Source organism: Cupriavidus sp. 05N39 (assembly GCF_056397325.1).
On record NZ_JBFTNE010000004.1, the window covers coordinates 143,346 to 166,839 of the forward strand.

The window sequence follows — 23,494 nt, forward strand, 5'->3', positions numbered from 1 at the left end:
CCGGGACTGTCCCATTCCCTGCCGATGACGTGGCTGGGCTGGCGAACTGACGGCCGAATTGGGGCATTCATCGGCATCCCGGCATCCTTTACCATCAGGCAGCGCCGTCCCTGTGCGACTTGTGCTGCGACGCCATCGGTTTCTGCGGGGCGGGTGGCACGGATTCATAGTGACCGAGCTGGATCGTGTGGTTGTCGTGACCGCCCGTGATGTCGTTCAGGCGCGACTGGTCGTCGGGCGTGTCGAGCGGATCGAATTCGCACATCGTGGTGCGGCGCTCGACCGGCGAGGTTTTGCCGCAACCCGCGTTCCCCGGCAGGGCGGCTGTATGAATTGCTTCGGGACTATAAAGCATGGTCGCCCTCGTCCGGCAACGGCAGTTAGACCATTATTAGCGATATAGGGCGGGAACGCCATGTGGGGTAATGGCCGACCTGGGGCGAGCCGGCGACGCATGTAAGCCATGCGAGCACGTGAAAGGGGGGCAAGCAGGAGCCTCCTTCCTAGTGCACCGCACAACGATAGTTTCGATCCCTGCAGATGACCCGGCGATGCCTTCGTGACGGCGTCGCCGTGATTTCTGCTGCGAGCAGATTCGCATCGCGCGTGAGCCGCCAATGCCCATCGGGGTCTTTGCGCAGGATGGTGAGTGTATAGCCGGAGCGGTGGATGGCAGCGCTGCCGCCAGGCGGCGTGACGGTCATGCGGACGTGGTTTCGGAGACCAGATTGGCAACAATCGTTGGCATATGGGTGCGGCCGAACGTTAGCTCGAGCCATCGGCCACTATTGCTGCGTGAGCATCAGGTTCAGGTTCTGAACCGCAGCGCCGGATGCGCCTTTGCCAAGATTATCGAAAACCGCGGACAGCAGGACGTGCCCGTGTTCCATGTTAGGAAATACGCTTAAGCGCATGTCGTTCGTACCGTTCAGCACTTGCGGATCCAGGTGCTTTAAGGTGCACGATTCGTGCAGCGGCAAGACATGTACGTGGGCCGCCTCGGCATAGTGGCGTGCGAGGCATGCGTGTAACGTGGCGCCATCCACGTCGGGTGCCAACAGCCGCAACTCCAAGGGCACCGTCAGCACGATGCCCTGGCGGAACGCACCCAACGCAGGGACGAAGATGGGACGCTGCGCGAGCCCGGCGTGCTGCTGGATCTCCGGGGTGTGCTTGTGCGCGAGTTCCAGACCATATACCTGGTATGAAGGCGCGTTGACGGCACGCTGCCCCTCATGTTCCTCCACGCCGGCACGCCCGCGTCCGGAGTAGCCCGACACCGCATGAATGCTGATAGGGTAGTTGCCTGGTATGAGCCCAGCCTGCAACAGGGGACGCAGCAAGCCAATTGCACCGGTCGGATAGCAACCGGGATTGGTGACCCGACGTGCGTTCGCAATGCGCTCAGCCTGTCCCAGCGTCATTTCCGGAAAGCCGTATGTCCAGTCCGGCTGTGTGCGGTGGGCGGAACTTGCGTCGATGACTCTGACGGCAGGATTAACAATGGCGTCCACGGCCTCGCGCGCGGCGGCATCAGGCAAACAGAGGATGGCGATGTCGCAGGCGTTGATGGCTTCTGCGCGACGCCGCGGATCTTTGCGTTCCGCAGCGGCAAGCGTGAACAGTCTAAGGTCGGTCCGGTTGCGCAGCCGTTCGTGGATTTGCAACCCGGTGGTGCCTTGGTCGCCGTCGATGAAAACAACGGGAGAGCTCATACGTGGAATACTCCGGTGACTGTGTGTTGTAACAAGTAGAACGAGCCCCTATGTTCCATGGACCGCTAGAATAGGGAAAGTTGTATTTCATAACGTGAATATTCAGTTTTTCTGAATCTGGACGCCGACATGCGAGAGATCAGCCTGGACCGTTTGCGCACTCTGGTCGCCATTACCGACCGTGGCTCATTTGCCGATGCGGCGCGTGCGTTGCACCTGGCGCCGCCAACGGTCAGCCTCCACATCGCTGAACTAGAAGACCGCATTGGGGCGCCACTCCTGTCACGGAAGCGCGGACATGTCAGGCCGTCGGCGATAGGAGAGGTGCTGGTGGAGCGCGCGCGTCGACTGCTGGCCGATGCGGAGCAGGCGTTAGACGATATTCAGCGCCAGGTGCAGGGGCTCGAAGGGCGCGCGCGGCTCGGTGCGTCGACTGGCGTGATCGCGCACCTGTTGCCGCAAGCGCTTGAGGTGTTGCGCCAGCAACATCCCGCTATCGACATTCAGGTTGCAGTACTCACTTCGCATGAAACGCTGTCCCGACTGGCGGATGGAACGCTGGATGTTGGGCTGATCGCACTGCCTCAGCCCCCGGTGGCCGGACTCGTGATAAAGCCTTGGCGCCGCGACCCCGTGATGGCCTTTGTGCCGGCGCATTGGCGGTGTCCGGCCCGCGTCACGCCTGAATGGCTCGCCGCCCAACCTCTGATTCTCAATGACGCGACCACGCGTCTCTCGCGTCTGACTGCGGAGTGGTTCGCGACCGGGGGGCACCATCCTGCTCCGCGCATTCAGCTCAACTACAACGACGCGATCAAGAGTCTGGTAGCGGCAGGTTACGGCGCGGCGCTGTTGCCCCATGAGGCCACTACGCCATTGCCCGACAGCCGCATTGTCATGCGTCCGCTGCGCCCGGCGTTGTGGCGTCGGCTCGGCATCGCACATCGTGCGGGGTACGTTGAGCGTTCCACGCAACACGTACTTGATGTGTTGTGGGATCTGCGATTGGCGTAGGCGTTGCTATTTTCCGCTTCGGTTCGTTCTCGCTGGGACAGTAGCCTTATTGCACGCCACGACGAACGAATGGCCGGCTTGTAGAAATTGGACTGACCGGATTGGGGTCGATAACGGAAAAACGCAACTTCCGGCCGCAAGCCGCCATGCCGCGGGAGTGTGACGCGCCCGCCCAACGGACATCATGCCGTCGGCATGTCAGCCGCGCCCTCCGGAGCGAAGCGAGAGGGCCTGTCCCGCAGAACGCCTTACTTCCCGGCCAGTGCCGGGAATTGCGGGCTCGTCACAACCTGCTTCAGCAGTTCCTGCACGGCGGGGCCAAAGGCGTCAGCCACGTTTTTGCACGCGCCGGCGGCAGTCCAGCTCGTGTCGAACGGATATTTGACCGAGACCTTATAGCCCTTGTCAGCGGTCGACTTCACGACCATCGTGATCTGCCAGTACGCAGGCGACACGGAGCTGAAACTTAGTTCTTCGATGCGTCCCTCGATCGGGGCACCTTTCACGTCATAGGATTGAGCCATCAGGAGCTCTTCCTGGAAGGCGTCCTTGATGTACTGCGATGGCGTCTTGCCCGGCGCTACCCTTACCGGACCGTTCAGACGACACAGCGGGCTCTCATCGACGCCCGGCGCCAGACCGACGTCGGCAACGCTGACCTTCTTCGGTTGCAGGCTCTGCTGGATGGCGATGACATTGGCGGGGGAGGCCTTGTAAGGGATCGAATTCGTCGTCTCGCAACCGGTCAATAGAGCGCCAGCGGCGCAGAGGGTAGCAACAAGGGCGATCTTGCTTTGCTTCATGTCTTTCTTCCAGATGGGTTAAAGGGGCCTTGACGGTATGCGGGCCCGCAACGATAAACGGACGAATACCGGGGCAAATGAACCCCACCTTAGGAGGGGCCGCTGCTTGTCTGCCATGCGGCAAGCGCAAATGGCAGCTTCCGGCAGCCACAACCGGCCATTGAGCAAGCCGCACGACGTGCGGTGGAGCGACTGCTTTGCTCTCCAAACTGTCTCGCATTACCCCGAGCGCACGCTCACCCTCTCCCGGCAATCCGACCTACTCGCCGACCTGATCCGCATCACATTTCCAGCGGACACCCCCACAAAGCTAAGCGTGCAGGAGCTAGCGTACCAACTAGACGCTCTGCGCAGCGACGCCCAGATCATCGCCCAGGAAGGCTGCGCCGACCTGCTACGCGTAAGCGCAGGCCTCGGCTCCGTTCTAAAACTGCTGGATTACGACAGTGACGATGTAGAAGACAGTCACGGTTTGCATTGCTTGCTGATGCCGTTGAAGCGGCAATTGGATGCGGCTTTGAATCGGGTGCAAGGATTGCTTTGAGGTAGGGGAGGAGGGGGCTTGTGGCAGGGTGAGACGCGTCGCTCTTGCTAGCTCCCGCCCTCTCCCCCGCCCCTCTCCCGCAGACGGGAGAGGGGAGACAACAGAGCGGAGGTTGAGAGGCTCTGGTGTCTTTGAGCCGAGGCGGCGAGCGCCGCCCGGCTTGTCAGCGTGCTACAGCTTACTTAATACCCAGGCGCCACAACGAAGTCACTTCAGCCGCCCGCGCAGCATGCAGCGGGTCAGTCATATCAGTAGCCTTCGGATGGCTAGGCTTCACCTCCAACCGCCCCAGCACCTTCAACCCAGCCTCATCAATCCACGCCAGCAACTGGTCCCGCGAACGCAGCCCCAGGTGTTCAGCCAGATCAGACAGCAGCAGCCAGCCTTCACCCTTCGGCTCCAGATGATCAGCCAGCCCGGCAATAAATCCCTTCAGCATCTGGCAATCCGGGTCATACACCGCGCGCTCAATCGGCGAGTTCGGACGTGCCGGCACCCACGGCGGGTTACACACCACCAGCGGCGCACGGCCTTCCGGGAAGAGGTCGGCCTCTACCACTTCCACCTGGCCTGCCGCCTTGAGGCGGTGGATGTTGTCGCTGGCGCAGGCAAGCGCGCGCGGGTCCATGTCCGTGGCGATCACGCGCTTGACGCCGCGCTGGGCCAGCAGGGCGGCCAGCACGCCGGTGCCGGTGCCGATGTCGAAGGCGAGGTTGAGGGCGCCGGCGGGTAGCTGGGCCTTGGCGACCAGATCGATGTATTCGCCGCGCACCGGCGAGAAGACGCCGTAGTACGGATGGATGCGTTCAGCGAGCGCGGGAATCTCCACACCCTTCTTGCGCCACTCGTGCGCGCCGATCAGTCCGAGCAGTTCGCGCATCGATGCCACATACGGCGCATCGACTTCCCCATAGGCTTCCAGGCACGCCTCGCGCACATCGGGCGAGCGGCGCAGCGGCACCAGGTGGTCGGCGTCAAAGGGCAGCAGCAGCATGGAGAGCGTGCGGGCGCGCTGGGACTGGGCCTGGCGGTGCAGGTGGAAGGCTTCGGTCGGGGTGGGCTTTGCCTTGGGCACCTTGGAGGCCTTGGCGGCCTTCTTGGGCTTGTCGGCGCGGCGGGCCAGCGCTTGCAGCAGCTGGCGGGCGTTCTGGAAGTCGCCGCGCCAGAGCATGGCGGTGCCTTCGCAGGCGAGGCGGTAGGCGGTGTCGCCGGTGGTGGTGTCGTCGGCGATGACGACGCGCTTGGGCGGCGGCGCGCCGGCTTCGGAGCGCCAGTTCGCGCTGCGTTCTTCGCCGTTTTCGGTCCAGTGGATGGTGGCTTGCTCGGTCATTAGTTTCTTTCTGGCCACTTATGGCGGCCAATGGGGTTGTGCGGATAAGTCTGGCCAACATGGGCTGGCCATTCAAGGCGATCCGGCCCCGCCGCGCGCCGGCTGGCAAGCCGGGGCGCCCTGGCAGGGCTGGCATGGCGCGGCTGGTGGCGTTCCGGTCAGCCGCGCTGGATTGGGTGCTTCAGAGTTCGTACGCCTCGTGGTCGCCCGACATGGCTTGTTCTACCAGCTTGCGGTTCAGCGTCGGGGAGAACAACTCAATAAAGGTATACACAAAGCTGCGCAGGTAGGCGCCTTGCTTGACTGCCAGATGCGTCACATTGGTGCCGAACAGGTGTCCGGCGGGAATGCCGCGCAGGTTGCGGTCGCGCTCGGCGTCAAAGGCTACGCCGGCGACGATGCCTACGCCAAGGCCGATTTCCACATAGGTCTTGATCACGTCGGCGTCGATGGCTTCCAGGATGATGTCGGGCTTGAGGTGGCGCAGCTCGAAGGCTTTGTCGATCTTGGGGCGGCCGGCGAAGTTCGGATCATAAGTGATGATGGGGTAGCCCATCAGGTCTTCCAGCGCCAGGTGCTTCTTTTCCAGCAGGGGATGGTCGGGCGGCGTGACGACCACGTGCTGCCATTGGTAGCCGGGCAGGGAGATCAGGTTCTTGTCGGCGGAGATCCCTTCCGTGGCGATCCCGATGTCGGCATGGTCGTGCAGCACCATGTCGGCGATTTGCGTCGGATTGCCCTGTTGTATTGAAAGGCGCACTTTTGGGTAGCGTTTGGTAAACTCCGCGATCACCCGGGGCAGGGCGTAGCGCGCCTGGGTGTGGGTGGTGGCGATGGTGAAGTTGCCCTGGTCCTGGGCGGCGTAGTCCTTGCCCACCCGTTTCAGGCTTTCCACTTCCTGCAGGATCTTCTCCACCGACTCCAGAATGCGGCGGCCGGGCTCCGTCAGGCTGCGGATGCGCTTGCCGTGGCGGGTAAAGATATCCACGCCCAGCTCTTCCTCAAGCTCGATGATGGCCTTGGAGACGCCGGGCTGTGATGTATAGAGCGCTTTTGCGGCTTCGGTCAGGTTGTAGTTCTGGCGTACGGCTTCGCGCACAAAACGGAACTGGTGCAGGTTCATATATCCGTGTTCGTATAAACAAACAACTTCTTATTAGTTTGAGATATGAGGCCAGTTTATTACGATTCTCGAACTTTGTTAATGAACGGTCGGAACCTCCGCGCACGTGCCTCGTTTCCAGGCAGTCCCGGACGCTCACCGGCCTGGTGAACCCCAATGTCTCTTGCCTATACCGTTTCCGGTCTGCTAGTAGGCGTCCTCGTCGGTCTGACCGGGGTTGGCGGGGGTTCGCTCATGACGCCGCTGCTGACCCTGCTGTTCGGCTTCTCGCCGGCCACGGCGGTTGGCACCGACCTCGCCTTCGCCGCCATCACCAAGGGTTTCGGCACGGTGGCGCACCGCGCCCACGGCCATGTGCAGTGGCAGGTGGTGCGCCGCCTGTGCATCGGCAGCCTGCCGGCCGCGGTGGTGGCCATCCTGGTGCTCAAGAGCGCCGGTGAACTCAACGCGCAGTGGCTGCACGCGATCCGCCTGACCATCGGCGTGTCGGTGATCCTGACGGTATTGTCGCTCCTGTTCCGCAAGCAGATGCTGGCGTGGCTGGCACGCAACCCGCGCTTCCAGCTCGAAGGCCGTGCCCAGGCGGTTGCCACCGTGGTGGTGGGCGCCGTGATCGGGGTGCTGGTAACGGTGTCCTCGATCGGCGCGGGTGCCGTGGGCGCCACGCTCATTCTCCTGCTGTATCCCCGCATGAAGCCGGCCGAGGTGGCTGGCACCGATATCGCCTACGCCGTCCCGCTGACGGCGCTTGCCGGCTTGGGCCACGTTTGGCTCGGCACGGTGAACTGGACGCTGTTGCTGGCCTTGCTGGTGGGTTCGATCCCCGGCATCTGGCTGGGCGCGCAACTGTCGCGGGCGCTGCCCGAGCGGCTGGTGCGCGCCGCGCTGGCTACCACGCTGACGCTGGTCGCCATCAAGCTCGTCTCCTGAATTCAACGAATACTGAACGGACCCACACCATGTATCAGTACGACCAATACGACCAGCGCATCGTCAACGAGCGCGTAGCCCAGTTCCGTGACCAGGTGCGCCGCCGCCTGTCGGACGAACTGACCGAGGAAGAATTCCTGCCGCTGCGCTTGCAGAACGGCCTGTACATGCAGCGCCACGCCTACATGCTGCGCGTGGCGATTCCGTACGGCCTGCTGTCGAGCAAGCAGATGCGCATGCTGGGCCATATCGCGCGCGAGTATGACCGCGGCTATGGCCACTTCTCCACCCGCCAGAACATCCAGTACAACTGGATGGAACTGGAGCGCGTGCCCGACGTGCTGGCCGAACTCGCCAGCGTCGAGATGCACGGCATCCAGACTTCCGGCAATTGCGTGCGCAATATCACCACCGACCACTTCGCCGGCGTCGCGCCCGATGAGTCCGTGGACCCGCGCGTGCTGGCCGAACTGCTGCGCCAGTGGAGCACCTTCCAGCCGGAATTCGCGTTCCTGCCGCGCAAGTTCAAGATCGCCATCTCCGCTTCGGTCGACGACCGCGCCGTGGTGCAGATGCACGATATCGGCATCTACGCCTACCGCAATGCCCAGGGCGAAACGCGCCTGCGCATCCTGGCCGGCGGTGGCCTGGGCCGCACGCCGATCCTGGGTTCGGTGATCAAGGACGACCTGCCGTGGCAGCACCTGCTGTCGTACGTGGAATCGGCCATTCGCGTGTACAACCGCTATGGCCGCCGCGACAACAAGTACAAGGCTCGCATCAAGATCCTGGTGAAGGCCATCGGCGCGGAGAAGTTCGCGCAGGAAGTCGAGGAAGAGTGGCAGCACAGCAAGGATGGTCCCGCCACCATCACGCAGGCTGAGTTCGACCGCGTGGCGCAGTATTTCGCGCCCCCGGCCTACGACAAGCTGGCCGATACCGATGCTTCGTATGAAAAGCACCTGCTGGAAGAAAAGGCCTTCGCCCGCTGGGTGAGCCGCAGCGTGCATGCGCACAAGGTGCCCGGCTACGCCGCGGTCACGCTGTCGACCAAGCCCGGCCCGGCATCGCCCCCGGGAGATGCCACCGATGCGCAGATCGACCTGGTGGCCGACCTGGCCGACCGCTACGGCTACGGCGAACTGCGCGTGGCGCACGAGCAGAACCTGGTGCTGCCGGACGTGCGCAAGCGCGACCTGTACGCGCTGTGGCAGGAGGCTAGGAAGGCTGGCCTGGCTACTGCCAACATCGGCCTGCTGACCGACATCATCGCCTGCCCGGGCGGCGATTTCTGCTCGCTGGCCAATGCCAAGTCGATCCCCATCGCGCTGGCCATCCAGGAGCGTTTCGACAACCTGGACTACGTGCACGACCTGGGCGAGATCTCGCTGAACATCTCGGGTTGCATCAACGCCTGCGGCCACCACCATGTGGGCAATATCGGCGTGCTGGGCGTGGATAAGGACGGCGAGGAGTGGTACCAGGTCACGCTGGGCGGCGCGCAAGGCAACAAGAGCGCCATCGGCAAGGTGATCGGCCCGTCGTTCAAGGCCGACGAAATGCCCGACGTGGTGTCGCGCATCATCGACACCTTCGTGGCCAACCGCCATGACGACGAACGCTTCATCGACGTGCTGGGCCGTATCGGCATCGCCCCGTTCAAGGAACGCGTCTATGCCGACAAGCAGCGCGAACGCGCCGAAGCCTGAGCACCGGAGATAAACGACATGGCAAAGATTATTCAACTGCAACGCGGCGAAGGCGCCAACCCGGTCCCGGTCATCATCGATGACGCATGGACCGTGCTGCGCGGTGCCGAGGGCGCGGCCCTGACCGACGAACAGATCGTCGCCGCCGCGCAAGGCACGGACGCCGTGCTGTTCCCGCTGACCGCATGGCTGGCGCACAAGGACGGCGCACTGGCTGGCCGCGCGGCCGACGTCACCGGCATCTGGCTGGCGCCGGAAGACGAGCCGGCCGACGCGCAGGCCGCGTTTGCCAGCGTGGCCGTGGTGGCGGTGGATTTCCCCGTGTTCCGCGATGGCCGTGGTTTTTCCACCGCCTATCTGCTGCGCACCCGTTACAACTGGAAGGGCGAGCTGCGCGCCATCGGCGACGTGCTGCGCGACCAGCTCAATTTCATGAAGCGCTGCGGCTTCGACACCTTCGCCGTGCGCGCCGACAAGAACATCGACGACGCCATCAAGGGCTTCACGGAATTCACCGTGGCCTACCAGGCATCGGTGGACGAGCCGCTGCCGCTGTTCCGCCGCAACCGCGCCGAAGCGCTGGGCAAGGAAACGGCATGAGCGAGATTGCTATCGTCGAGGCTCCCGTCTCTTCGCTGCGTCCCCCGGCGCTGTGGACCGCGCCGGAGTACACCGGCAGCGTGGCGGATCTCGAAGCCAAGGAGCGTGAGCTTGGCCTGCGCCTGGCGCAAATCGCCGGCAGCTTCTTTCGCGCCCGCTTTGCCTCCAGCCTGGCGGCCGAAGACATGGTGGTGACGGATGCGATCCTGCGCGGCTCCGAGCAGGTGCGCGCGGGCATCCGCGTGTTCACGCTGCAAACCGGCCGCCTGCACGCCGAGACGTTGGCGGTGCTGGACGAAGTCAAGGCGCACTACGGCTACGACATCGAGCGCTTCACGCCGGACCCCGAGGCCATCGAGAACTACCTGAAGAACCACGGGCTGAACGCGTTCTACGACAGCGTGGACCTGCGCAAGAGCTGCTGCGGCATCCGCAAGGTGGAGCCGTTGAACCGCGCGCTGTCGCATGCGGACGCATGGCTGACCGGCCAGCGCCGCGAGCAGGCGGTGACGCGCTCGGAGCTGCCGTTCGAGGAAATGGATGAGGCGCGCGGCATTCCGAAGTTCAACCCGCTCGCCGACTGGAGCGAGGCCGAGGTGTGGGCTTACCTGAAGCGGCATGACGTGCCGGTCAACGCGCTGCATGCCAAGGGCTACCCCAGCATCGGCTGCGAGCCCTGTACGCGCGCCGTGCGCGCCGGCGAGGATGTGCGCGCCGGACGGTGGTGGTGGGAGAGCAAGGACTCGAAAGAGTGCGGGCTTCACGAACAGAACATCAAGCATTGAGGCCAGACGAAATGGGCATCATGAACGAACTGACTGGCGCGCCGGAAGTGGCGCACCTGCTGCAAGTGCAAAACGATCACCTCGACAAGCTCGAGGCGGAATCCATCTACATCATCCGCGAGGTGGTGGCGGAGTGCCGCAACCCGGCGCTGCTGTTCTCGGGCGGCAAGGATTCGATCGTCATGCTGCATCTGGCGCTCAAGGCATTCCGCCTGGGCGACCGCAAGACCRAACTGCCGTTCCCGCTGGTGCATATCGATACCGGCCACAACTACCCGGAAGTGATCACTTTCCGCGACCAGCGCGTGGCCGAGCTCGGTGCGCGCCTGGTGGTGGGCCATGTGGAAGATTCCATCAAGCGCGGCACCGTGCGCCTGCGCAAGGAAACCGACTCGCGCAATGCCGCGCAAGCCGTGACCCTGCTGGAAACCATCGAGGCCAACAAGTACGACGCGCTGATGGGCGGTGCCCGCCGCGATGAAGAAAAGGCGCGTGCCAAGGAACGCATCTTCTCCTTCCGCGACGAGTTCGGCCAGTGGGACCCGAAGGCCCAGCGCCCGGAACTGTGGAGTCTGTATAACGCCCGCATGGCCGCCGGCGAACAGATGCGCGTGTTCCCCATCTCCAACTGGACCGAGCTGGACGTGTGGCAGTACATCGCCCGTGAAGAGCTTGAGCTGCCTCCGATCTACTACGCGCACCAGCGCGAAGTGGTGAAGAAGAACGGCCTGCTGGTGCCGGTCACGCCGATCACGCCGAAGCAAGACGGCGACGTCAGCGAAGTGATCTCGGTGCGTTTTCGCACCGTGGGCGACATCAGCTGCACCTGCCCTGTGGCCAGCGTTGCGGCCTCGCCGATCGAGATCATCGCCGAGACGGCCGTGACCGAAATCACCGAGCGCGGCGCGACGCGGATGGACGACCAGACGAGCGAAGCGTCCATGGAACGCCGCAAGAAAGAAGGCTACTTCTAACCCGGACGCATAGGCGGGCACATCGCGTCGTTGCGAGAGTGCTCGTGTACCAATGTACACGTCGCCCTCACGCGCCTAGCGCTGCCTCCCGCCTATGCGCCGGAGCGAGCGCTGCGAGAGGGAAGAAGAAAGGATTTGACATGAGCACCCAAGCAACACACCAAGGCCTGCTGCGTTTTATCACCGCGGGTTCGGTCGACGATGGCAAGAGCACGCTGATTGGCCGCCTGCTGTATGACAGCAAGGCTGTGCTGTCCGATCAGCTGACCGCGCTGACCAAGGCCAAGAACAAGCGTACCGCCGGCGAGCAGATCGATTTCTCGCTGCTGACCGATGGCCTGGAAGCCGAGCGCGAGCAGGGCATCACCATCGACGTGGCTTACCGCTACTTCTCCACCGCGCGCCGCAAGTTCATCATCGCGGACACGCCGGGGCATGAGCAGTACACCCGCAACATGGTGACGGGCGCGTCCACCGCGCATGCCGCCATCGTGCTGGTCGACGCCACCCGCGTGACCGTGACCGACGGCCGCGCCGAACTGCTGGCCCAGACCAAGCGCCATTCGGCCATTCTCAAGCTGCTGGAGCTGCAGCATGTGATCGTGGCGGTCAACAAGATGGACCTGGTCGAGTTCAGCGAAGAGCGCTTCAACCAGATCCGCGACGCCTACACCGAACTGGCTGCCCAGTTGGGCCTGAAGGACGTGCGCTACGTGCCGGTATCGGCGCTGCGTGGCGACAATATCGTCAACGCCAGCCAGGCCATGCCGTGGTACCAGGGCGAGCCGCTGCTGCCGCTGCTCGAAGCGCTGCCGGTGGAAGAAGCCGCGTCCGAAGGCGACGATGCGTTGCGTTTCCCGGTGCAGCTGGTGATTCGCCAGGACGGCGCCCAGGCGGACGATTTCCGCGGCTATGCCGGCCGGGTCGAGGCAGGCACCGTGCGCGTGGGCCAGAAGCTGCGCGTGCTGCCGACCAATCGCGATGCCGTGGTGGCCGAGGTGCTGACGCCCAATGGCGTGGCCGAATCGGCCAGCGTAGGCGAGACCGTCACGGTGCGCCTGTCGGAAGATGTGGATGTGTCACGCGGTGATATGTTCGTTGCCGCCGGCGCGGACAGCGTTTCGGCCAAGAAGCTGACCGCCGACCTGTGCTGGTTCGACGACGAATCGCTCAACCCGGCCCGCAAGTACGTGCTCAAGCACACCACGGCCAGCGTGTTTGCGCGCGTCTCGTCTGTGGACCGCGTGCTGGATGTGCACACGCTGTTGCACGAAACCGGCCGCCACGACATCGGCCTGAACGATATCGGCTCGGTGCAGATCTCGCTGCAAAAGCCCATCGTCTGCGATGCATACGGCGACAACCCGGCGACCGGCGCTTTCGTGCTGATCGACGAGGCGACCAACCACACGGTGGCCGCAGGCATGATCCGTGCGTTCGCTTAAGGCGAATGAACTGATCAAGCGAACGCGAAGGAGCATGGCATGGGCAAGGTCTACCTGATCGGGGCAGGTCCCGGTGCCGCGGACCTCATTACGGTGCGCGGTGCACGGCTTTTGGGCGAAGCCCAGGTGGTGCTGCACGATGCGCTGGTGTCGCCCGAGATGCTGGCATGGTGTCCGCAGGCGCAGCTGATCGAGGTGGGCAAGCGGTGCGGGCAACGCTCCACCGCGCAGTTGTTCATCAACCGCCAGATCGTCGACCAGGCCCGCAAGCATGATCGCGTGGTGCGCCTCAWGGGCGGCGACCCGATGCTGTTCGGCCGCGCCGACGAGGAATTGCAGGCGCTGGAAGAAGCTGGCATCGAGTATGAGGTCGTGCCGGGCATTACCGCCGCGCTGGCGGCCGCGTCCGCCATCCGCAAGCCCCTCACCAAGCGCGGCGTATCGCGCAGCGTGGCCTTTGCGACGCAGTCCAAGGCAGCCGACACGGTCGACGTGGAGGCCGATGTGAAGGCCGATACGCTGGTGTATTACATGGGCCGCGATCAGGCCGCGTCCATTGCGGCGCAGTTGATCTCGCATGGCAAGCCGGCTTCCACGCCCGCCTGGGTGGTCGAGGCCGCGACGTCGGCGCACCAGCGCAGCAGGCAGTTCACGCTGCGCCAGATGGCGGCGGGCGAGGCGGCGGCATGGATCGATCCGACCCATCCCAGCCTGTTGATGATTGGCGAGGCGCTGGCTTCGCGGGCCAGCGAGGCGGTGCCGCAGGATGCCGATGGCGGCGTGTCGTACGGGGAAACTCGCGCAGCCTGAATCGTGGGCGCGATGTGAAAAAGCCGGACAACGTAGGTGGCGTTGTCCGGCTTTTTCTTTGGGCTTTCGTGGCGCGCCTGCGTCAGACTTTGCTGCTGGCAAGCGTCCCCACGCAGTAGGCCGCAATCGCATCCAGCACGCTCTCATCCTCTCCCACCGCCGTGGCGCAACGGATCGTCACCCCCGGAAGCCGCTGGCGGCAGTCGTCGAGCAGTGCCGGCAGGTCACGCCGCAGATGCCCGCCCTGGCCAAAAAAGACCGGCACCACATTGATATCGGCAACGCCGGCCGCAGCCAGTTCGGCCAGCGTGTCCGGCAGCGAAGGCGTCATCAGTTCCAGGAACGCCAGCCGCACGGCGCTGTCCGGCAAGGCAGCGGCCAGCTTGGCGTGCAGCCGGTCAAACGGCTCCCGCCAGCGCACGTCGCGCGCACCGTGGCCGAACAGCACCAGGGCCTGGCGCGCAAGGGGGGCGGGGGTCGCGGTCATCTTCGGGCCTCGATGCGGGTCTTAATGCCGGTCCACCCAGCGCAACGCGCCAAGCGCCACCAGCAGGTACAGCGTGCCGGGTATCAGCGCCGAGACGATCGGCGGCCAGGTATGCAACAGCCCCACGTGCGAAAACAGCGTGTTGGACAGGTGGAACGACAGCCCCAGCATGATGCCGCCGAACACCTTGACGCCCACGGCGCCGGCCCGCGCGTGCAGGTAGGCGAAGGGCAGGGCCAGCGCCACCATCACGAACAGGGTCAGCGGGTAGATCACTTTCTTCCAGAAGGCGATTTCATAGCGCTGGGTGTCCTGCTTGTTGTCGCGCAGGTGGCGGATATAGCGGAACAGGTCCAGCGTGGACATGCGCTCGGGCTCCACCAGCAGCACGGACAGGATCTGCGGCGTCAGTTCGGAACGCATGGCCAGGCTGGGTACGCTTCGCTGCTCGCCGCGGAAGACCGGCGCCAGGGTGTCGGCCTTGCCCGGCTCGCCCCTGGGCAAATCCAGGAAATGGGTTTCGGTGACGCCGGTGAGCTGCCAGGACTGGTTGCCCTGGTAGCGGCCTTCCTTGGCCACGCGGATCACGCTGAGCCGGTATTGCTGGTCGAATTCGTAGATGGTGACGCCGGTGATGCTCTGGTCGGGCCGCAGGCCGGCCACGTTGACGAAGCGGGTGACCTCATGGCCCAAGGTGGCGTCGCGGTCGCGGTCCTTGACCCACACGCCGGAGCGGAAACCCGCGGAGACGGTGGCGCCCAGTGCTTCCAGCTTGATCTTCTGCGCGTATTGCTCGGCCTTGGGGCCGATGAACTCGCCGAAGATAAACGTGGCGATGGCCAGCGGCACCGCCAGCTTGAACAGCGAGAACAGCGCCTGGCGCGTATTCAGGCCGGCCACCCGGAAGATCGTGTATTCCGACTGGCTGGCCAGTTGCGAGAAGACATAGATCGCACTGATCAGCACGGCGATCGGCAGCACCTCATAGATGCGCGTGGGCGCTTGCAGGATGACGTGGAAGAACGCCACCAGCGAGGTGTAGCGTCCGGCCACGCTCTCCAGTTCGCTGAGCATGTCGAAAAACACGAACAGCGCCAGCACCGCAAACAGGATAAAGGCGAAAACGCCGTAGATCAGCTGCCCGAAATAGCGCTCGTAGACCCGCAATACCCTCATGCCTGGCTCCCCGTGTTGCCGCCCTTGCGGGGCAGGCCGAAGACGGCACGCCAGCCTCCCAGGCTGCGGTTCTGGCGGTAGCGGAACAGCATCACCGCGCCCAGCAGGGCAAGCAGGTGGAATGGCCACCAGGCCAGGGAGAACGGGATYGAGCCGGAGCGCACCCAGGCCTGCGAGAGATTGATCAAGTTACTGTAGGTCAGGTAGATCAGCACCGCGAAGACCAGCGGCGTGTAACGGCCCAGGCGCGGGTTGACATAGGCAAGCGGGATGGCGATCAGTACGAAGTTGAAGGCCAGCAGCGGCAGCGACAGGCGCCACAGCAACTCCCCCAGGTTCTCGTTGGTGGGGTTGCGCAGCAGGTCGATGGTGTCGCGGCTCTTGGTCGGGATGTCGCCTTCCGCCTCGGGTGGTTTGCTGTCCACCTTGACCGCGTACTGGTCGAACTCGACGATGCGGTAGTCGAGCTTGCCGGGCGTGCCGGCATAGCGGCGGCCGTTTTCCATCACCACCATGCGGTCGCCGTTCGGCAGGGTCTGGAACTGGCCCTGGTGGGCCAGCGCCACGCCGATCTTGTCGGCTTCGGCGTTGGCGACAAAGACATTGCGCGCGTACTTCATGTCGGCGTCGATGCCTTCGATAAACAGCACATAGTTGCCCTTGGCCGGCTCGATGAAGCGGCCGGCGGCGATCATCGACAGCACGCCGCGCTGCTCGAAGCGGTCGCGGAACAAGGAGGTCTGCTGGTTGGCCCACGGCCAGGCGAAGATACCCAGCAGCAGCGACAGGATGATGAAGGGCGCGGCAAACTRCAGCACCGGCTTGACCAGGTCGCGCAGCGAGATGCCTGCCGAGAACCACACCACCATCTCCGAATCCTTGTACCAGCGCGTGAGCACGATCAGGGTGGAGATGAACAGCGTGGCCGACAGCAAAATGGACAGGTAGCCGATGGTGGCCAGGCCGATCAGCATCAGCACGTCGTTGGGGCTGGCCTTGCCGTTGGCGGCCATGCCCAGGATACGGATGACGAGCGAGGTCAGCATGAAAGTCAGCATGACCAGGAACACCGCGCCGGCGGTGTAGGCGAGCTCGCGACGCAAGGCTTGTTGAAAGATCATGCGGAGTCGGTTCCGGGCTGCCGGCCGGCGCGGGCGATGTCGGTGCCGGAGGTGCTTGCTAGCAAGCATAGCGGACCGCCGGCAGCAAATCGCGGATAATAGGAGCTTTCGTGGTGGACGAGCCCCTGGAAGGAAGCGCGATGGAATTTAGCACAAAAGCCCTGGATTGGAGCAAAGCGGGCCAAAATGGTTTCCTGGCGACCAAGACCGATTGCCTGGTAGTGGGCCTGTTTGAAGGTCAGAGCCTGGCCGGCGTGGCCAAGGCACTTGACGTGGCGACAAAGGGCTTGGTGTCCCGCATCGTCAAGCTCGGCGATTTCGAGGGCAAGCGCGGTACGCAGCTGATGCTGCACGAAGTGGCCGGCGTGGGCGCCGCCCGCGTGCTGCTGGTGGGATTCGGCAAGGAAGCCGAGTTCGGCGACAAGGCATTCGCCGAAGCCGTGCGCACTTCCCTGCGTGCCTTGTCCGGCACGCGTGCCGCCAATGTGCTGTGGTGCCTCGCCCAGCAGCAGGCGCCCCAGCAGGCCGGCAATGCCCGCGACCTGGCCTGGCGCCTGGTTACCACCGTCACGCTGATCCGCGAAGCCGGCTACCGCCTGCTGGAGCGCCATCCCGGGCTCAAGCGCGCCAACGCCAAGGGCAACGGCGCCGGCAACGGCAATGACAAGCTGCCTGGCCTGCGCAAGGTGGTGCTGACGGTCGACGCGGCCGACGCCAAAGCGGCGGCCCAGGCCGTGGTGCGCGGCGCGGCCATCGCCAACGGCATGGAGCTGACCAAGGACCTGGGCAACCTGCCGTCCAATATCTGCACCCCGACCTACCTGGCCAACACCGCGCGCGGCATCGCCAAGCGCCACAAGCTCAAGGTGGAAGTGCTGGGCCGCAAGCAGCTGGAAGCCCTCAAGATGGGTGCCTTCCTGGCCGTCACCAAGGGCGCCGTCGAGCCGCCCCAGTTCATCGTGCTGCGCTACGACGGCGCCTCGGCCAAACAGGCGCCGGTGGTGCTGGTGGGCAAGGGCATCACCTTCGATACCGGCGGTATCTCGCTCAAGCCCGGCGAGGGCATGGACGAGATGAAATACGACATGTGCGGCGCCGCCTCGGTGCTGGGCACGCTGCAGGCGGTGGCCGAGATGGGCCTCAAGCTGAACGTGATCGCGGTGGTCCCCACCTGCGAGAACATGCCGTCCGGCAACGCCACCAAGCCCGGCGACGTGGTCACCAGCATGTCCGGCCAGACCATCGAGATACTCAACACCGACGCCGAAGGCCGCCTGGTCCTGTGCGACGCGCTGACCTATGTGGAGCGCTTCAAGCCGGCCGCCGTGGTGGATGTGGCAACCCTGACGGGCGCCTGCATCATCGCGCTGGGCCACGTCAACAGCGGCCTCTACGCCCGCAACGACGGCCTGGCGGATCAACTGCTGCAAGCCGGCCGCAAGGCCATGGACACCGCCTGGCGCATGCCGCTGGACGATGACTACCAGGACCAGCTCAAGTCCAACTTCGCCGACATGGCCAATATCGGCGGCCGCCCGGCCGGCAGCGTGACCGCGGCCTGTTTCCTGGCGCGCTATACCGAAAAGTACGACTGGGCCCACCTGGACATCGCCGGCACGGCCTGGAAGAGCGGCGCCGCCAAGGGCGCCACCGGCCGTCCGGTGCCGTTGCTGACGCAGTTCCTGATGGATCGCGCCGGCTGACGGCGGGGCGGGCCGGCGCCGCCTTCCGGCGCCGGCCCGCCCGGTTTCATCTTCACAGGATTGGTTTTCACCCATGACGCGTATCGATTTCCACAGCAACGTGCCCGACAAGCTCGGCTACGCTTGCCGGCTGATCCGCAAGGCCTACGGCGCCGGCCAGAAGCTGGTGGTGCACGGCGCGCCGGAGCAGCTGGCGCAGCTCGATGCGCGCTTGTGGACATTCTCCGCGCTGGATTTCCTGCCCCATTGCGGCGTCGACAGCCCGCATGCCGGCGTGACGCCGATCGTGCTGGCAGCCAGGCTGGACCAGGCCCCGCATCACCAGTTGCTGATCAACCTCAGTGTTGAGACGCCCGCGCAATTCGCCAGTTTCGAGCGCATGATCGAGGTGGTCGGCAGCGACGCCGGCGACCGGGCCGCGGGGCGCGAGCGTTTCCGCCTTTACCGCGAACGTGGCTATGCGCTGGCCCACCACGATATCGCACAGGCCAGCCAGGGCAAGGGGGACGCCGCATGACCGAACGCACCACCTCGCGCGTGATCCCGCGCATCGGGCCCAACGACAGCATTCCATTGCTGACCGAGGTGATCGACCTGCCTGCCGACGGCGCCAGGCCGCCGGTGCAGGACGGGCCGGGCGCGGGCACGGTCGCCCGGTCGGAAGCCGAGGCTGGCGGCCGAAGCCATGCCCAGCCCGCTCCCGATATCAGCTGGCCCGGTGCGCTGACCCATGTCGTCGTGCCGCGCGAGGCGGGGGCGGGCATTCCCGCCGTCGAGGTGCCCGCGCTGCACCAGCCCACCCCATCCGCCCGGGACGGTGCCTATTCGGTTTCCCATGCCGCAGCCCACGCCAGCCCGCCGCCCAGCGCGGACGAACTGCGCGCGGTGCGCAGCGAGTTGCTGACGCGCGTGATGATGCGTTTTCGCACCGAGTGGCCGCAGGTGGTGGAGGCCCATACGGAGGCCACGCTGCAATCGCGGCTAGCCCCGCTGACCGCGCAGCTGGCGTCGGAACTGACGCAGTCGCTGGAGGCCCGGCTGGTGGAGTGGCTGGATGCCACGCTGGAAGAAATTGAGCGGGATCCGGGCGGCATGTGAAAGCCCCAGGCACGGAACGAAGCCGACGAACAGGCCAGGCGGGTGTTCGAGTCTCCGCCGCACAAAAAAAAGCCCGCGATCGCTCGCGGGCTTTTCCTTTCCGGCGCCAAAGCACTCAGCCTCAGTCCGTCACTGCGCCCTTGCTTGCCGTCGAAGCCAGCTTGGAGAACTTCGCCAGCACGCCACGCGTATAACGCGGTGCCGGCTGCTTCCATGCCGCACGGCGCTTGGCCAGTTCTTCGTCGCTCACGTTCAGTTGCAGCAGCAGCTTGTGCGCGTCGATGGTGACCGAGTCGCCTTCCTGCACCAGCGCGATGTTGCCGCCCACGTACGCTTCCGGCGCCACGTGGCCGACCACCATGCCCCAGGTGCCGCCCGAGAAGCGGCCGTCGGTGATGAAGCCGACCGACTCGCCCAGGCCCTTGCCGATGATGGCCGAGGTGGGGGCCAGCATTTCAGGCATGCCGGGGCCGCCCTTGGGACCCAGGTAACGCAGCACCAGGATGTCGCCGGCATTGATCTTGTCGGCCAGGATGGCGTCCATGGCGCTTTGCTCGTCCTCGAACACGCGGGCCGGGCCGGTGATGACCGGGTTCTTCAGGCCGGTGATCTTGGCGACCGCGCCTTCCGGAGCCAGGTTGCCCTTCAGGATGGCCAGGTGGCCTTCCTTGTACAGCGCGCGCTCGATCGGCAGGATCACGTCCTGGTCGGCGCGCGGGGTGTCCGGCACGTTTTCCAGTTCCTCGGCCAGGGTGCGGCCGGTGATGGTCAGGCAGTCGCCATGCAGCAGGCCGGCCTTGAGCAGGATCTTCATGACCTGCGGGATGCCGCCGGCGCGGTGCAGGTCGGTCGCCACGTACTGGCCCGAGGGCTTCAGGTTGCAGATCACCGGCACCTTGCGGCGGATGCGCTCGAAGTCGTCGATGGTCCATTCCACTTCGGCCGAGTGGGCGATCGCCAGGTAGTGCAGCACGGCGTTGGTGGAGCCGCCGGTGGCCATGATCAGCGCGACCGCGTTCTCGATGGACTTGCGCGTGATGATGTCGCGCGGCTTGATGTCCTTCTTGATGGCTTCGACCAGCACGCGCGCCGATTCGGCGGCGCTGTCGACCTTTTCCTGGTCCGGGTTGGCCATGGTCGACGAGTACAGCAGCGACATGCCCAGCGCCTCGAACGAGGAGCTCATGGTGTTGGCGGTGTACATGCCGCCGCACGAACCCGACGATGGGCAGGCATTTTTCTCGACACCCTCGAAGTCTTCCTGGCTCATGCGGCCGGCGGTGAATTCGCCCACGGCTTCGAACGACGACACGATGGTCAGGTCCTTGCCCTTCCAGTTGCCCGGCTTGATGGTGCCGCCGTACACGTAGATGCCCGGCACATTGGTGCGCGCCAGCGCGATCATGCCGCCCGGCATGTTCTTGTCGCAGCCGCCGATCACGACCACGCCGTCCATCCACTGGCCCTGGGTCGCGGTCTCGATGCAGTCGGCGATGACTTCGCGCGAGATCAGCGAGTACTTCATGCCCTCGGTGCCCATCGACATGCCGTCCGAGATGGTCGGGGTGCCGAAGATCTGCGGGTTGGCGTCGGCGGCCTTGATGGCGTCCACGGCGGCGTCGGCCAGCCGTTGCAGGCCGGAGTTGCACGGCGTGATGGTGGAGTGGCCGTTGGCGATGCCCACCATCGGCTTGTCGAAGTCTTCCTTCTTGTAGCCCAGCGCGTAGTACATCGAGCGGTTGGGGGAGCGCGCCACGCCTTGCGTGATGTTCTGCGAACGTTTGTTGTATGCCATGGGAATCTCCGGGGGAATGTGCCGGCCTGCGAGGGGCGCCCCGAGGTAGCCGGGGACCGGGCAGGCTCTTGCCATGTTGTGGACGAGAGCATGCCGCTTGCCTTTTATGCTGTCAAATATATTATTCAACCTTTATTGAGTCGATAAACATATCAGGAGCCGATGTGGACCTGCGCCAGCTGCGCTACTTCGTGACGGTGGCGGAGGAGTTACATTTCGGCCGTGCCGCGCGGCGCCTGGCCATGACCCAGCCGCCGCTTTCCCAGCAGATCCAGGCACTGGAAGAGGAGATCGGGGTGCAACTGTTCGCCCGCACGCGGCGCTCGGTGGCGCTCACGCCGGCCGGCCAGCAATGGCTGCCCGAGGTGCGGCGCGTGCTGGCGGACGCCGCCGCGCTGCCGGGGCTGGCCCAGCGGCTGGCGCGCGGGGAGGCCGGCACGCTCTCGCTGGCCTTTGTCAGCACGGCCGACTACGGCATCCTGCCCGACCTGCTGCGGCGCTTTCGCGCGCGCCATCCCAATGTGCAACTGCAGCTGCGCGAGGCCACCAGCGATATCCAGCTGGAGGCCCTGATGGAGGGCACCATCGACGCCGGGCTGGTGATCCGCCCGCAGTTGCCGGCGATGCCGCATGGCGTTTCCTATCTGCCGCTGGTGCGCGAGCCGCTGGTGCTGGCGGTGCCGGAAGGCTGGCGCGCGGGGACGGGGGAGGGCACCGGGGCAGCCGGCGTTTCCCTCAGGGATGCGGCGCACGAGCCCCTCATCATCTTCCCCCGGCGAAGCGCGCCGGCGTTTTATGACATCATTACGGGCTGTTATGCGCGCGAAGGCCTTACGCCGGTCATTGCCCAGGAGGCTATCCAGATGCAGACCATCGTCAGCCTGGTATCGGCCGGCATGGGGGTGGCGCTGGTGCCGGCGTCGCTTTGCAACCTTCGCCGTACCGGTGTGTCCTACCTGCCGTTGCGCGACGCCGGGCCCGATATCGAGACCGGCCTGGTGTGGCGCGAGGCCGGAGCGGGCAGCGTGAGCCCGGTGCTGAGGTCGTTCATCGAGATTGCCGGTGCGCTGGCGTCTGCCATGACGCTGACGCAATTGGCTGGCATAAAGCCGGGCACGGAGCCCGGCACGAATGTAGCCATCCGGCGCGCGGCACGGCCGCAGGCTGAACACTGACATCCGATACCGTCCGGGCGTATTTCATATTTTGTTGTTCGAATTTGTCTGCGGCGGTCTTCCTTCAACCCAATTCCACGGCACACATGCTGATTCATCCCCAATTCGATCCGGTCGCCATTCATCTCGGCCCGCTTGCCATCCGCTGGTACGGGCTGATGTACCTGGCCGGTTTCATCATGTTCCTGTGGTTTGGCCGCCTGCGCATCCGCCAGCCGCATATCGCGGCCCAGGGCTGGACCGTCAAGGACCTGGACGACATGCTGTTCTTCGGCGTGCTGGGCGTGATCCTGGGCGGACGGCTGGGCTACGTGCTGTTCTACAAGGCCGACTACTACCTGAGCCATCCGCYCGAGATCTTCAAGGTGTGGGAGGGCGGCATGGCCTTCCACGGCGGCTTCCTGGGCGTGGTCGTGGCGATGTGGCTGTTCGGCAAGCTGCGCGGGCGGCACTGGATGGAGGTCACGGACTTCATCGCGCCGATGATTCCCTGCGGGCTGGCGGCCGGGCGCATCGGCAACTTCATCAACGGCGAGCTGTGGGGCCGCGCCACCGACCTGCCCTGGGGCATGATCTTCCCGCAGGCCGGCGACAACATCCCACGCCATCCTTCCCAGCTCTACCAGTTCGCCGGCGAAGGCGTGGCGCTGTTCATCATCCTGTGGTTGTTCGCCAGGAAGCCGCGGCCCATGGGCGCCGTGTCGGGCGTGTTCCTGATCGGCTACGGGGGCTTCCGTTTCCTCGCCGAGTTCGCGCGCGAGCCGGACAACTTCCTTGGCTTGCTGGCGCTTAACTTCTCCATGGGCCAGTGGCTAAGCCTGCCGATGATCCTGGCTGGCGTGGCGATGCTGGTCTGGGCCAACCGCCGCGGGCACGCGGCGCAGGCTTCAGTGCGCTGACCTCTGCCACTTCTGCCGGCGGATTGAAGAAAGCGGGCCGAGGCCCGCTTTTCTTATGGGTCCGCCCCATTGGTTTGGCCGCGCCTGTGCGTCGACGACGCTAATGTGATGGCCGCGTGGTCTCGGCACGGTGGCCCCGGCAGGCGCGTCAACGGCGCTTGGGCAGGACTGCTGGCGGTGTATATGCTTGCTTTCAGGCGGGCTGTTTGCCGCAGAGGCTGCCACGCCGATGTGCGCCACTGCCGTCGCAAGCCGGAC

Annotated in this window: 23 protein-coding genes; 14 read left to right on the top strand and 9 right to left on the bottom strand. The window is 65.0% G+C overall.

The window, feature by feature from the left end:
• Positions 1-94: 94 nt before the first annotated feature.
• The gene (locus AC1DN0_RS03370) at positions 95-355 is read right to left on the bottom strand and encodes a hypothetical protein (protein WP_441625410.1); all 261 of its coding nucleotides are present in this window, start codon (positions 353-355) and stop codon (positions 95-97) included.
• Positions 356-785: 430 nt separating this feature from the next.
• Positions 786-1,715 (bottom strand): N-acetyl-gamma-glutamyl-phosphate reductase, encoded by a 930-nt coding sequence (gene argC / locus AC1DN0_RS03375; RefSeq protein WP_441625408.1) that lies wholly within the window; start codon positions 1,713-1,715, stop codon positions 786-788.
• A gap of 129 nt (positions 1,716-1,844) precedes the next feature.
• Between argC and AC1DN0_RS03380 the strand changes: the two genes are divergently transcribed.
• On the top strand, positions 1,845-2,729 hold the full coding sequence (locus tag AC1DN0_RS03380) for a LysR family transcriptional regulator (protein WP_441625406.1): 885 nt from the start codon (positions 1,845-1,847) through the stop codon (positions 2,727-2,729).
• Positions 2,730-2,977: 248 nt separating this feature from the next.
• Here AC1DN0_RS03380 and AC1DN0_RS03385 read toward each other — a convergent pair whose 3' ends face one another.
• Positions 2,978-3,532: a hypothetical protein gene (locus AC1DN0_RS03385; protein WP_441625404.1), complete on the bottom strand. Its 555-nt coding sequence runs from the start codon at positions 3,530-3,532 to the stop codon at positions 2,978-2,980.
• Between the two features lie 130 nt (positions 3,533-3,662).
• Between AC1DN0_RS03385 and AC1DN0_RS03390 the strand changes: the two genes are divergently transcribed.
• The gene (locus AC1DN0_RS03390; RefSeq protein WP_441625402.1) at positions 3,663-4,076 is read left to right on the top strand and encodes a DUF1484 family protein; all 414 of its coding nucleotides are present in this window, start codon (positions 3,663-3,665) and stop codon (positions 4,074-4,076) included.
• 178 nt (positions 4,077-4,254) lie between these two features.
• On the opposite strand, the gene AC1DN0_RS03395 is transcribed toward AC1DN0_RS03390, so the two are convergent.
• Both AC1DN0_RS03395 and AC1DN0_RS03400 read right to left on the bottom strand, forming a co-directional pair.
• Complete coding sequence (locus AC1DN0_RS03395) at positions 4,255-5,406, bottom strand: 50S ribosomal protein L11 methyltransferase (protein ID WP_441625400.1); 1,152 nt, start codon at positions 5,404-5,406, stop codon at positions 4,255-4,257.
• Between the two features lie 181 nt (positions 5,407-5,587).
• On the bottom strand, positions 5,588-6,529 hold the full coding sequence (locus tag AC1DN0_RS03400) for a CysB family HTH-type transcriptional regulator (protein ID WP_477102999.1): 942 nt from the start codon (positions 6,527-6,529) through the stop codon (positions 5,588-5,590).
• 156 nt (positions 6,530-6,685) lie between these two features.
• Between AC1DN0_RS03400 and AC1DN0_RS03405 the strand changes: the two genes are divergently transcribed.
• From AC1DN0_RS03405 to cobA, 7 genes are all read left to right on the top strand, one after another.
• On the top strand, positions 6,686-7,459 hold the full coding sequence (locus tag AC1DN0_RS03405; RefSeq protein ID WP_441625396.1) for a sulfite exporter TauE/SafE family protein: 774 nt from the start codon (positions 6,686-6,688) through the stop codon (positions 7,457-7,459).
• A 29-nt stretch (positions 7,460-7,488) separates the two neighbouring features.
• Positions 7,489-9,168: a nitrite/sulfite reductase gene (locus tag AC1DN0_RS03410; RefSeq protein WP_441625394.1), complete on the top strand. Its 1,680-nt coding sequence runs from the start codon at positions 7,489-7,491 to the stop codon at positions 9,166-9,168.
• Positions 9,169-9,186: 18 nt separating this feature from the next.
• Positions 9,187-9,768 carry a DUF934 domain-containing protein gene (locus AC1DN0_RS03415; protein ID WP_441625392.1) on the top strand — a complete coding sequence of 194 codons (582 nt, stop codon included), beginning with the start codon at positions 9,187-9,189 and terminating at the stop codon, positions 9,766-9,768.
• Positions 9,765-10,553, top strand: a complete 789-nt coding sequence (locus AC1DN0_RS03420) for a phosphoadenylyl-sulfate reductase (RefSeq protein ID WP_441625390.1) — start codon at positions 9,765-9,767, stop codon at positions 10,551-10,553. The genes AC1DN0_RS03415 and AC1DN0_RS03420 overlap by 4 nt, the downstream gene beginning before the upstream one ends.
• An 11-nt stretch (positions 10,554-10,564) precedes the next feature.
• Positions 10,565-11,527, top strand: a complete 963-nt coding sequence (gene cysD / locus AC1DN0_RS03425) for a sulfate adenylyltransferase subunit CysD (protein WP_477145534.1) — start codon at positions 10,565-10,567, stop codon at positions 11,525-11,527.
• A 140-nt stretch (positions 11,528-11,667) separates the two neighbouring features.
• On the top strand, positions 11,668-12,972 hold the full coding sequence (locus AC1DN0_RS03430; protein ID WP_441625386.1) for a sulfate adenylyltransferase subunit 1: 1,305 nt from the start codon (positions 11,668-11,670) through the stop codon (positions 12,970-12,972).
• A 39-nt stretch (positions 12,973-13,011) separates the two neighbouring features.
• Positions 13,012-13,782, top strand: coding sequence for a uroporphyrinogen-III C-methyltransferase (cobA, locus tag AC1DN0_RS03435; RefSeq protein ID WP_477145535.1), 771 nt, complete (start codon positions 13,012-13,014; stop codon positions 13,780-13,782).
• An 82-nt stretch (positions 13,783-13,864) separates the two neighbouring features.
• On the opposite strand, the gene AC1DN0_RS03440 is transcribed toward cobA, so the two are convergent.
• Genes AC1DN0_RS03440 through lptF form a run of 3 tightly spaced genes read right to left on the bottom strand, consistent with a single transcriptional unit; the run spans position 13,865 to position 16,566 of the window.
• Positions 13,865-14,269, bottom strand: coding sequence for a sirohydrochlorin chelatase (locus tag AC1DN0_RS03440; protein WP_441625382.1), 405 nt, complete (start codon positions 14,267-14,269; stop codon positions 13,865-13,867).
• Positions 14,270-14,290: 21 nt separating this feature from the next.
• On the bottom strand, positions 14,291-15,445 hold the full coding sequence (lptG, locus tag AC1DN0_RS03445; RefSeq protein ID WP_276289849.1) for an LPS export ABC transporter permease LptG: 1,155 nt from the start codon (positions 15,443-15,445) through the stop codon (positions 14,291-14,293).
• Positions 15,442-16,566, bottom strand: a complete 1,125-nt coding sequence (gene lptF, locus AC1DN0_RS03450) for an LPS export ABC transporter permease LptF (RefSeq protein ID WP_477145536.1) — start codon at positions 16,564-16,566, stop codon at positions 15,442-15,444. The genes lptG and lptF overlap by 4 nt, the downstream gene beginning before the upstream one ends.
• 140 nt (positions 16,567-16,706) lie before the next feature.
• On the opposite strand from lptF, the gene AC1DN0_RS03455 reads away from it, so the two are divergent.
• From AC1DN0_RS03455 to AC1DN0_RS03465, 3 genes are all read left to right on the top strand, one after another.
• Entirely contained in the window at positions 16,707-18,269 is a 1,563-nt protein-coding gene (locus AC1DN0_RS03455) for a leucyl aminopeptidase (protein WP_441625379.1), read from the top strand.
• A 73-nt stretch (positions 18,270-18,342) separates the two neighbouring features.
• Positions 18,343-18,786: a DNA polymerase III subunit chi gene (locus AC1DN0_RS03460; RefSeq protein ID WP_276289852.1), complete on the top strand. Its 444-nt coding sequence runs from the start codon at positions 18,343-18,345 to the stop codon at positions 18,784-18,786.
• The gene (locus tag AC1DN0_RS03465) at positions 18,783-19,367 is read left to right on the top strand and encodes a hypothetical protein (RefSeq protein WP_441625377.1); all 585 of its coding nucleotides are present in this window, start codon (positions 18,783-18,785) and stop codon (positions 19,365-19,367) included. The genes AC1DN0_RS03460 and AC1DN0_RS03465 overlap by 4 nt, the downstream gene beginning before the upstream one ends.
• 121 nt (positions 19,368-19,488) lie before the next feature.
• On the opposite strand, the gene ilvD is transcribed toward AC1DN0_RS03465, so the two are convergent.
• Positions 19,489-21,162 (bottom strand): dihydroxy-acid dehydratase, encoded by a 1,674-nt coding sequence (gene ilvD, locus AC1DN0_RS03470; protein ID WP_441625375.1) that lies wholly within the window; start codon positions 21,160-21,162, stop codon positions 19,489-19,491.
• 164 nt (positions 21,163-21,326) lie between these two features.
• Here ilvD and AC1DN0_RS03475 point away from each other — a divergent pair, with 164 nt between their 5' ends.
• Positions 21,327-22,337 (top strand): LysR family transcriptional regulator, encoded by a 1,011-nt coding sequence (locus AC1DN0_RS03475; protein WP_441625373.1) that lies wholly within the window; start codon positions 21,327-21,329, stop codon positions 22,335-22,337.
• Positions 22,338-22,423: 86 nt separating this feature from the next.
• Complete coding sequence (gene lgt / locus AC1DN0_RS03480) at positions 22,424-23,236, top strand: prolipoprotein diacylglyceryl transferase (RefSeq protein WP_477145537.1); 813 nt, start codon at positions 22,424-22,426, stop codon at positions 23,234-23,236.
• Positions 23,237-23,494 lie beyond the last annotated feature (258 nt).

Coding starts and splice junctions, on each gene's coding strand:
- AC1DN0_RS03380 (WP_441625406.1), top strand. CDS start 1,845: ATGCGAGAGATCAGCCTGGACCGTTTGCGCACTCTGGTCGCCATTACC.
- AC1DN0_RS03390 (WP_441625402.1), top strand. CDS start 3,663: ATGGCAGCTTCCGGCAGCCACAACCGGCCATTGAGCAAGCCGCACGAC.
- AC1DN0_RS03370 (WP_441625410.1), bottom strand. CDS start 355: ATGCTTTATAGTCCCGAAGCAATTCATACAGCCGCCCTGCCGGGGAAC.
- AC1DN0_RS03430 (WP_441625386.1), top strand. CDS start 11,668: ATGAGCACCCAAGCAACACACCAAGGCCTGCTGCGTTTTATCACCGCG.
- AC1DN0_RS03420 (WP_441625390.1), top strand. CDS start 9,765: ATGAGCGAGATTGCTATCGTCGAGGCTCCCGTCTCTTCGCTGCGTCCC.
- AC1DN0_RS03410 (WP_441625394.1), top strand. CDS start 7,489: ATGTATCAGTACGACCAATACGACCAGCGCATCGTCAACGAGCGCGTA.
- lptG (WP_276289849.1), bottom strand. CDS start 15,445: ATGAGGGTATTGCGGGTCTACGAGCGCTATTTCGGGCAGCTGATCTAC.
- ilvD (WP_441625375.1), bottom strand. CDS start 21,162: ATGGCATACAACAAACGTTCGCAGAACATCACGCAAGGCGTGGCGCGC.
- AC1DN0_RS03455 (WP_441625379.1), top strand. CDS start 16,707: ATGGAATTTAGCACAAAAGCCCTGGATTGGAGCAAAGCGGGCCAAAAT.
- argC (WP_441625408.1), bottom strand. CDS start 1,715: ATGAGCTCTCCCGTTGTTTTCATCGACGGCGACCAAGGCACCACCGGG.
- AC1DN0_RS03395 (WP_441625400.1), bottom strand. CDS start 5,406: ATGACCGAGCAAGCCACCATCCACTGGACCGAAAACGGCGAAGAACGC.
- AC1DN0_RS03405 (WP_441625396.1), top strand. CDS start 6,686: ATGTCTCTTGCCTATACCGTTTCCGGTCTGCTAGTAGGCGTCCTCGTC.
- AC1DN0_RS03415 (WP_441625392.1), top strand. CDS start 9,187: ATGGCAAAGATTATTCAACTGCAACGCGGCGAAGGCGCCAACCCGGTC.
- AC1DN0_RS03400 (WP_477102999.1), bottom strand. CDS start 6,529: ATGAACCTGCACCAGTTCCGTTTTGTGCGCGAAGCCGTACGCCAGAAC.
- AC1DN0_RS03440 (WP_441625382.1), bottom strand. CDS start 14,269: ATGACCGCGACCCCCGCCCCCCTTGCGCGCCAGGCCCTGGTGCTGTTC.
- AC1DN0_RS03465 (WP_441625377.1), top strand. CDS start 18,783: ATGACCGAACGCACCACCTCGCGCGTGATCCCGCGCATCGGGCCCAAC.
- AC1DN0_RS03460 (WP_276289852.1), top strand. CDS start 18,343: ATGACGCGTATCGATTTCCACAGCAACGTGCCCGACAAGCTCGGCTAC.
- AC1DN0_RS03385 (WP_441625404.1), bottom strand. CDS start 3,532: ATGAAGCAAAGCAAGATCGCCCTTGTTGCTACCCTCTGCGCCGCTGGC.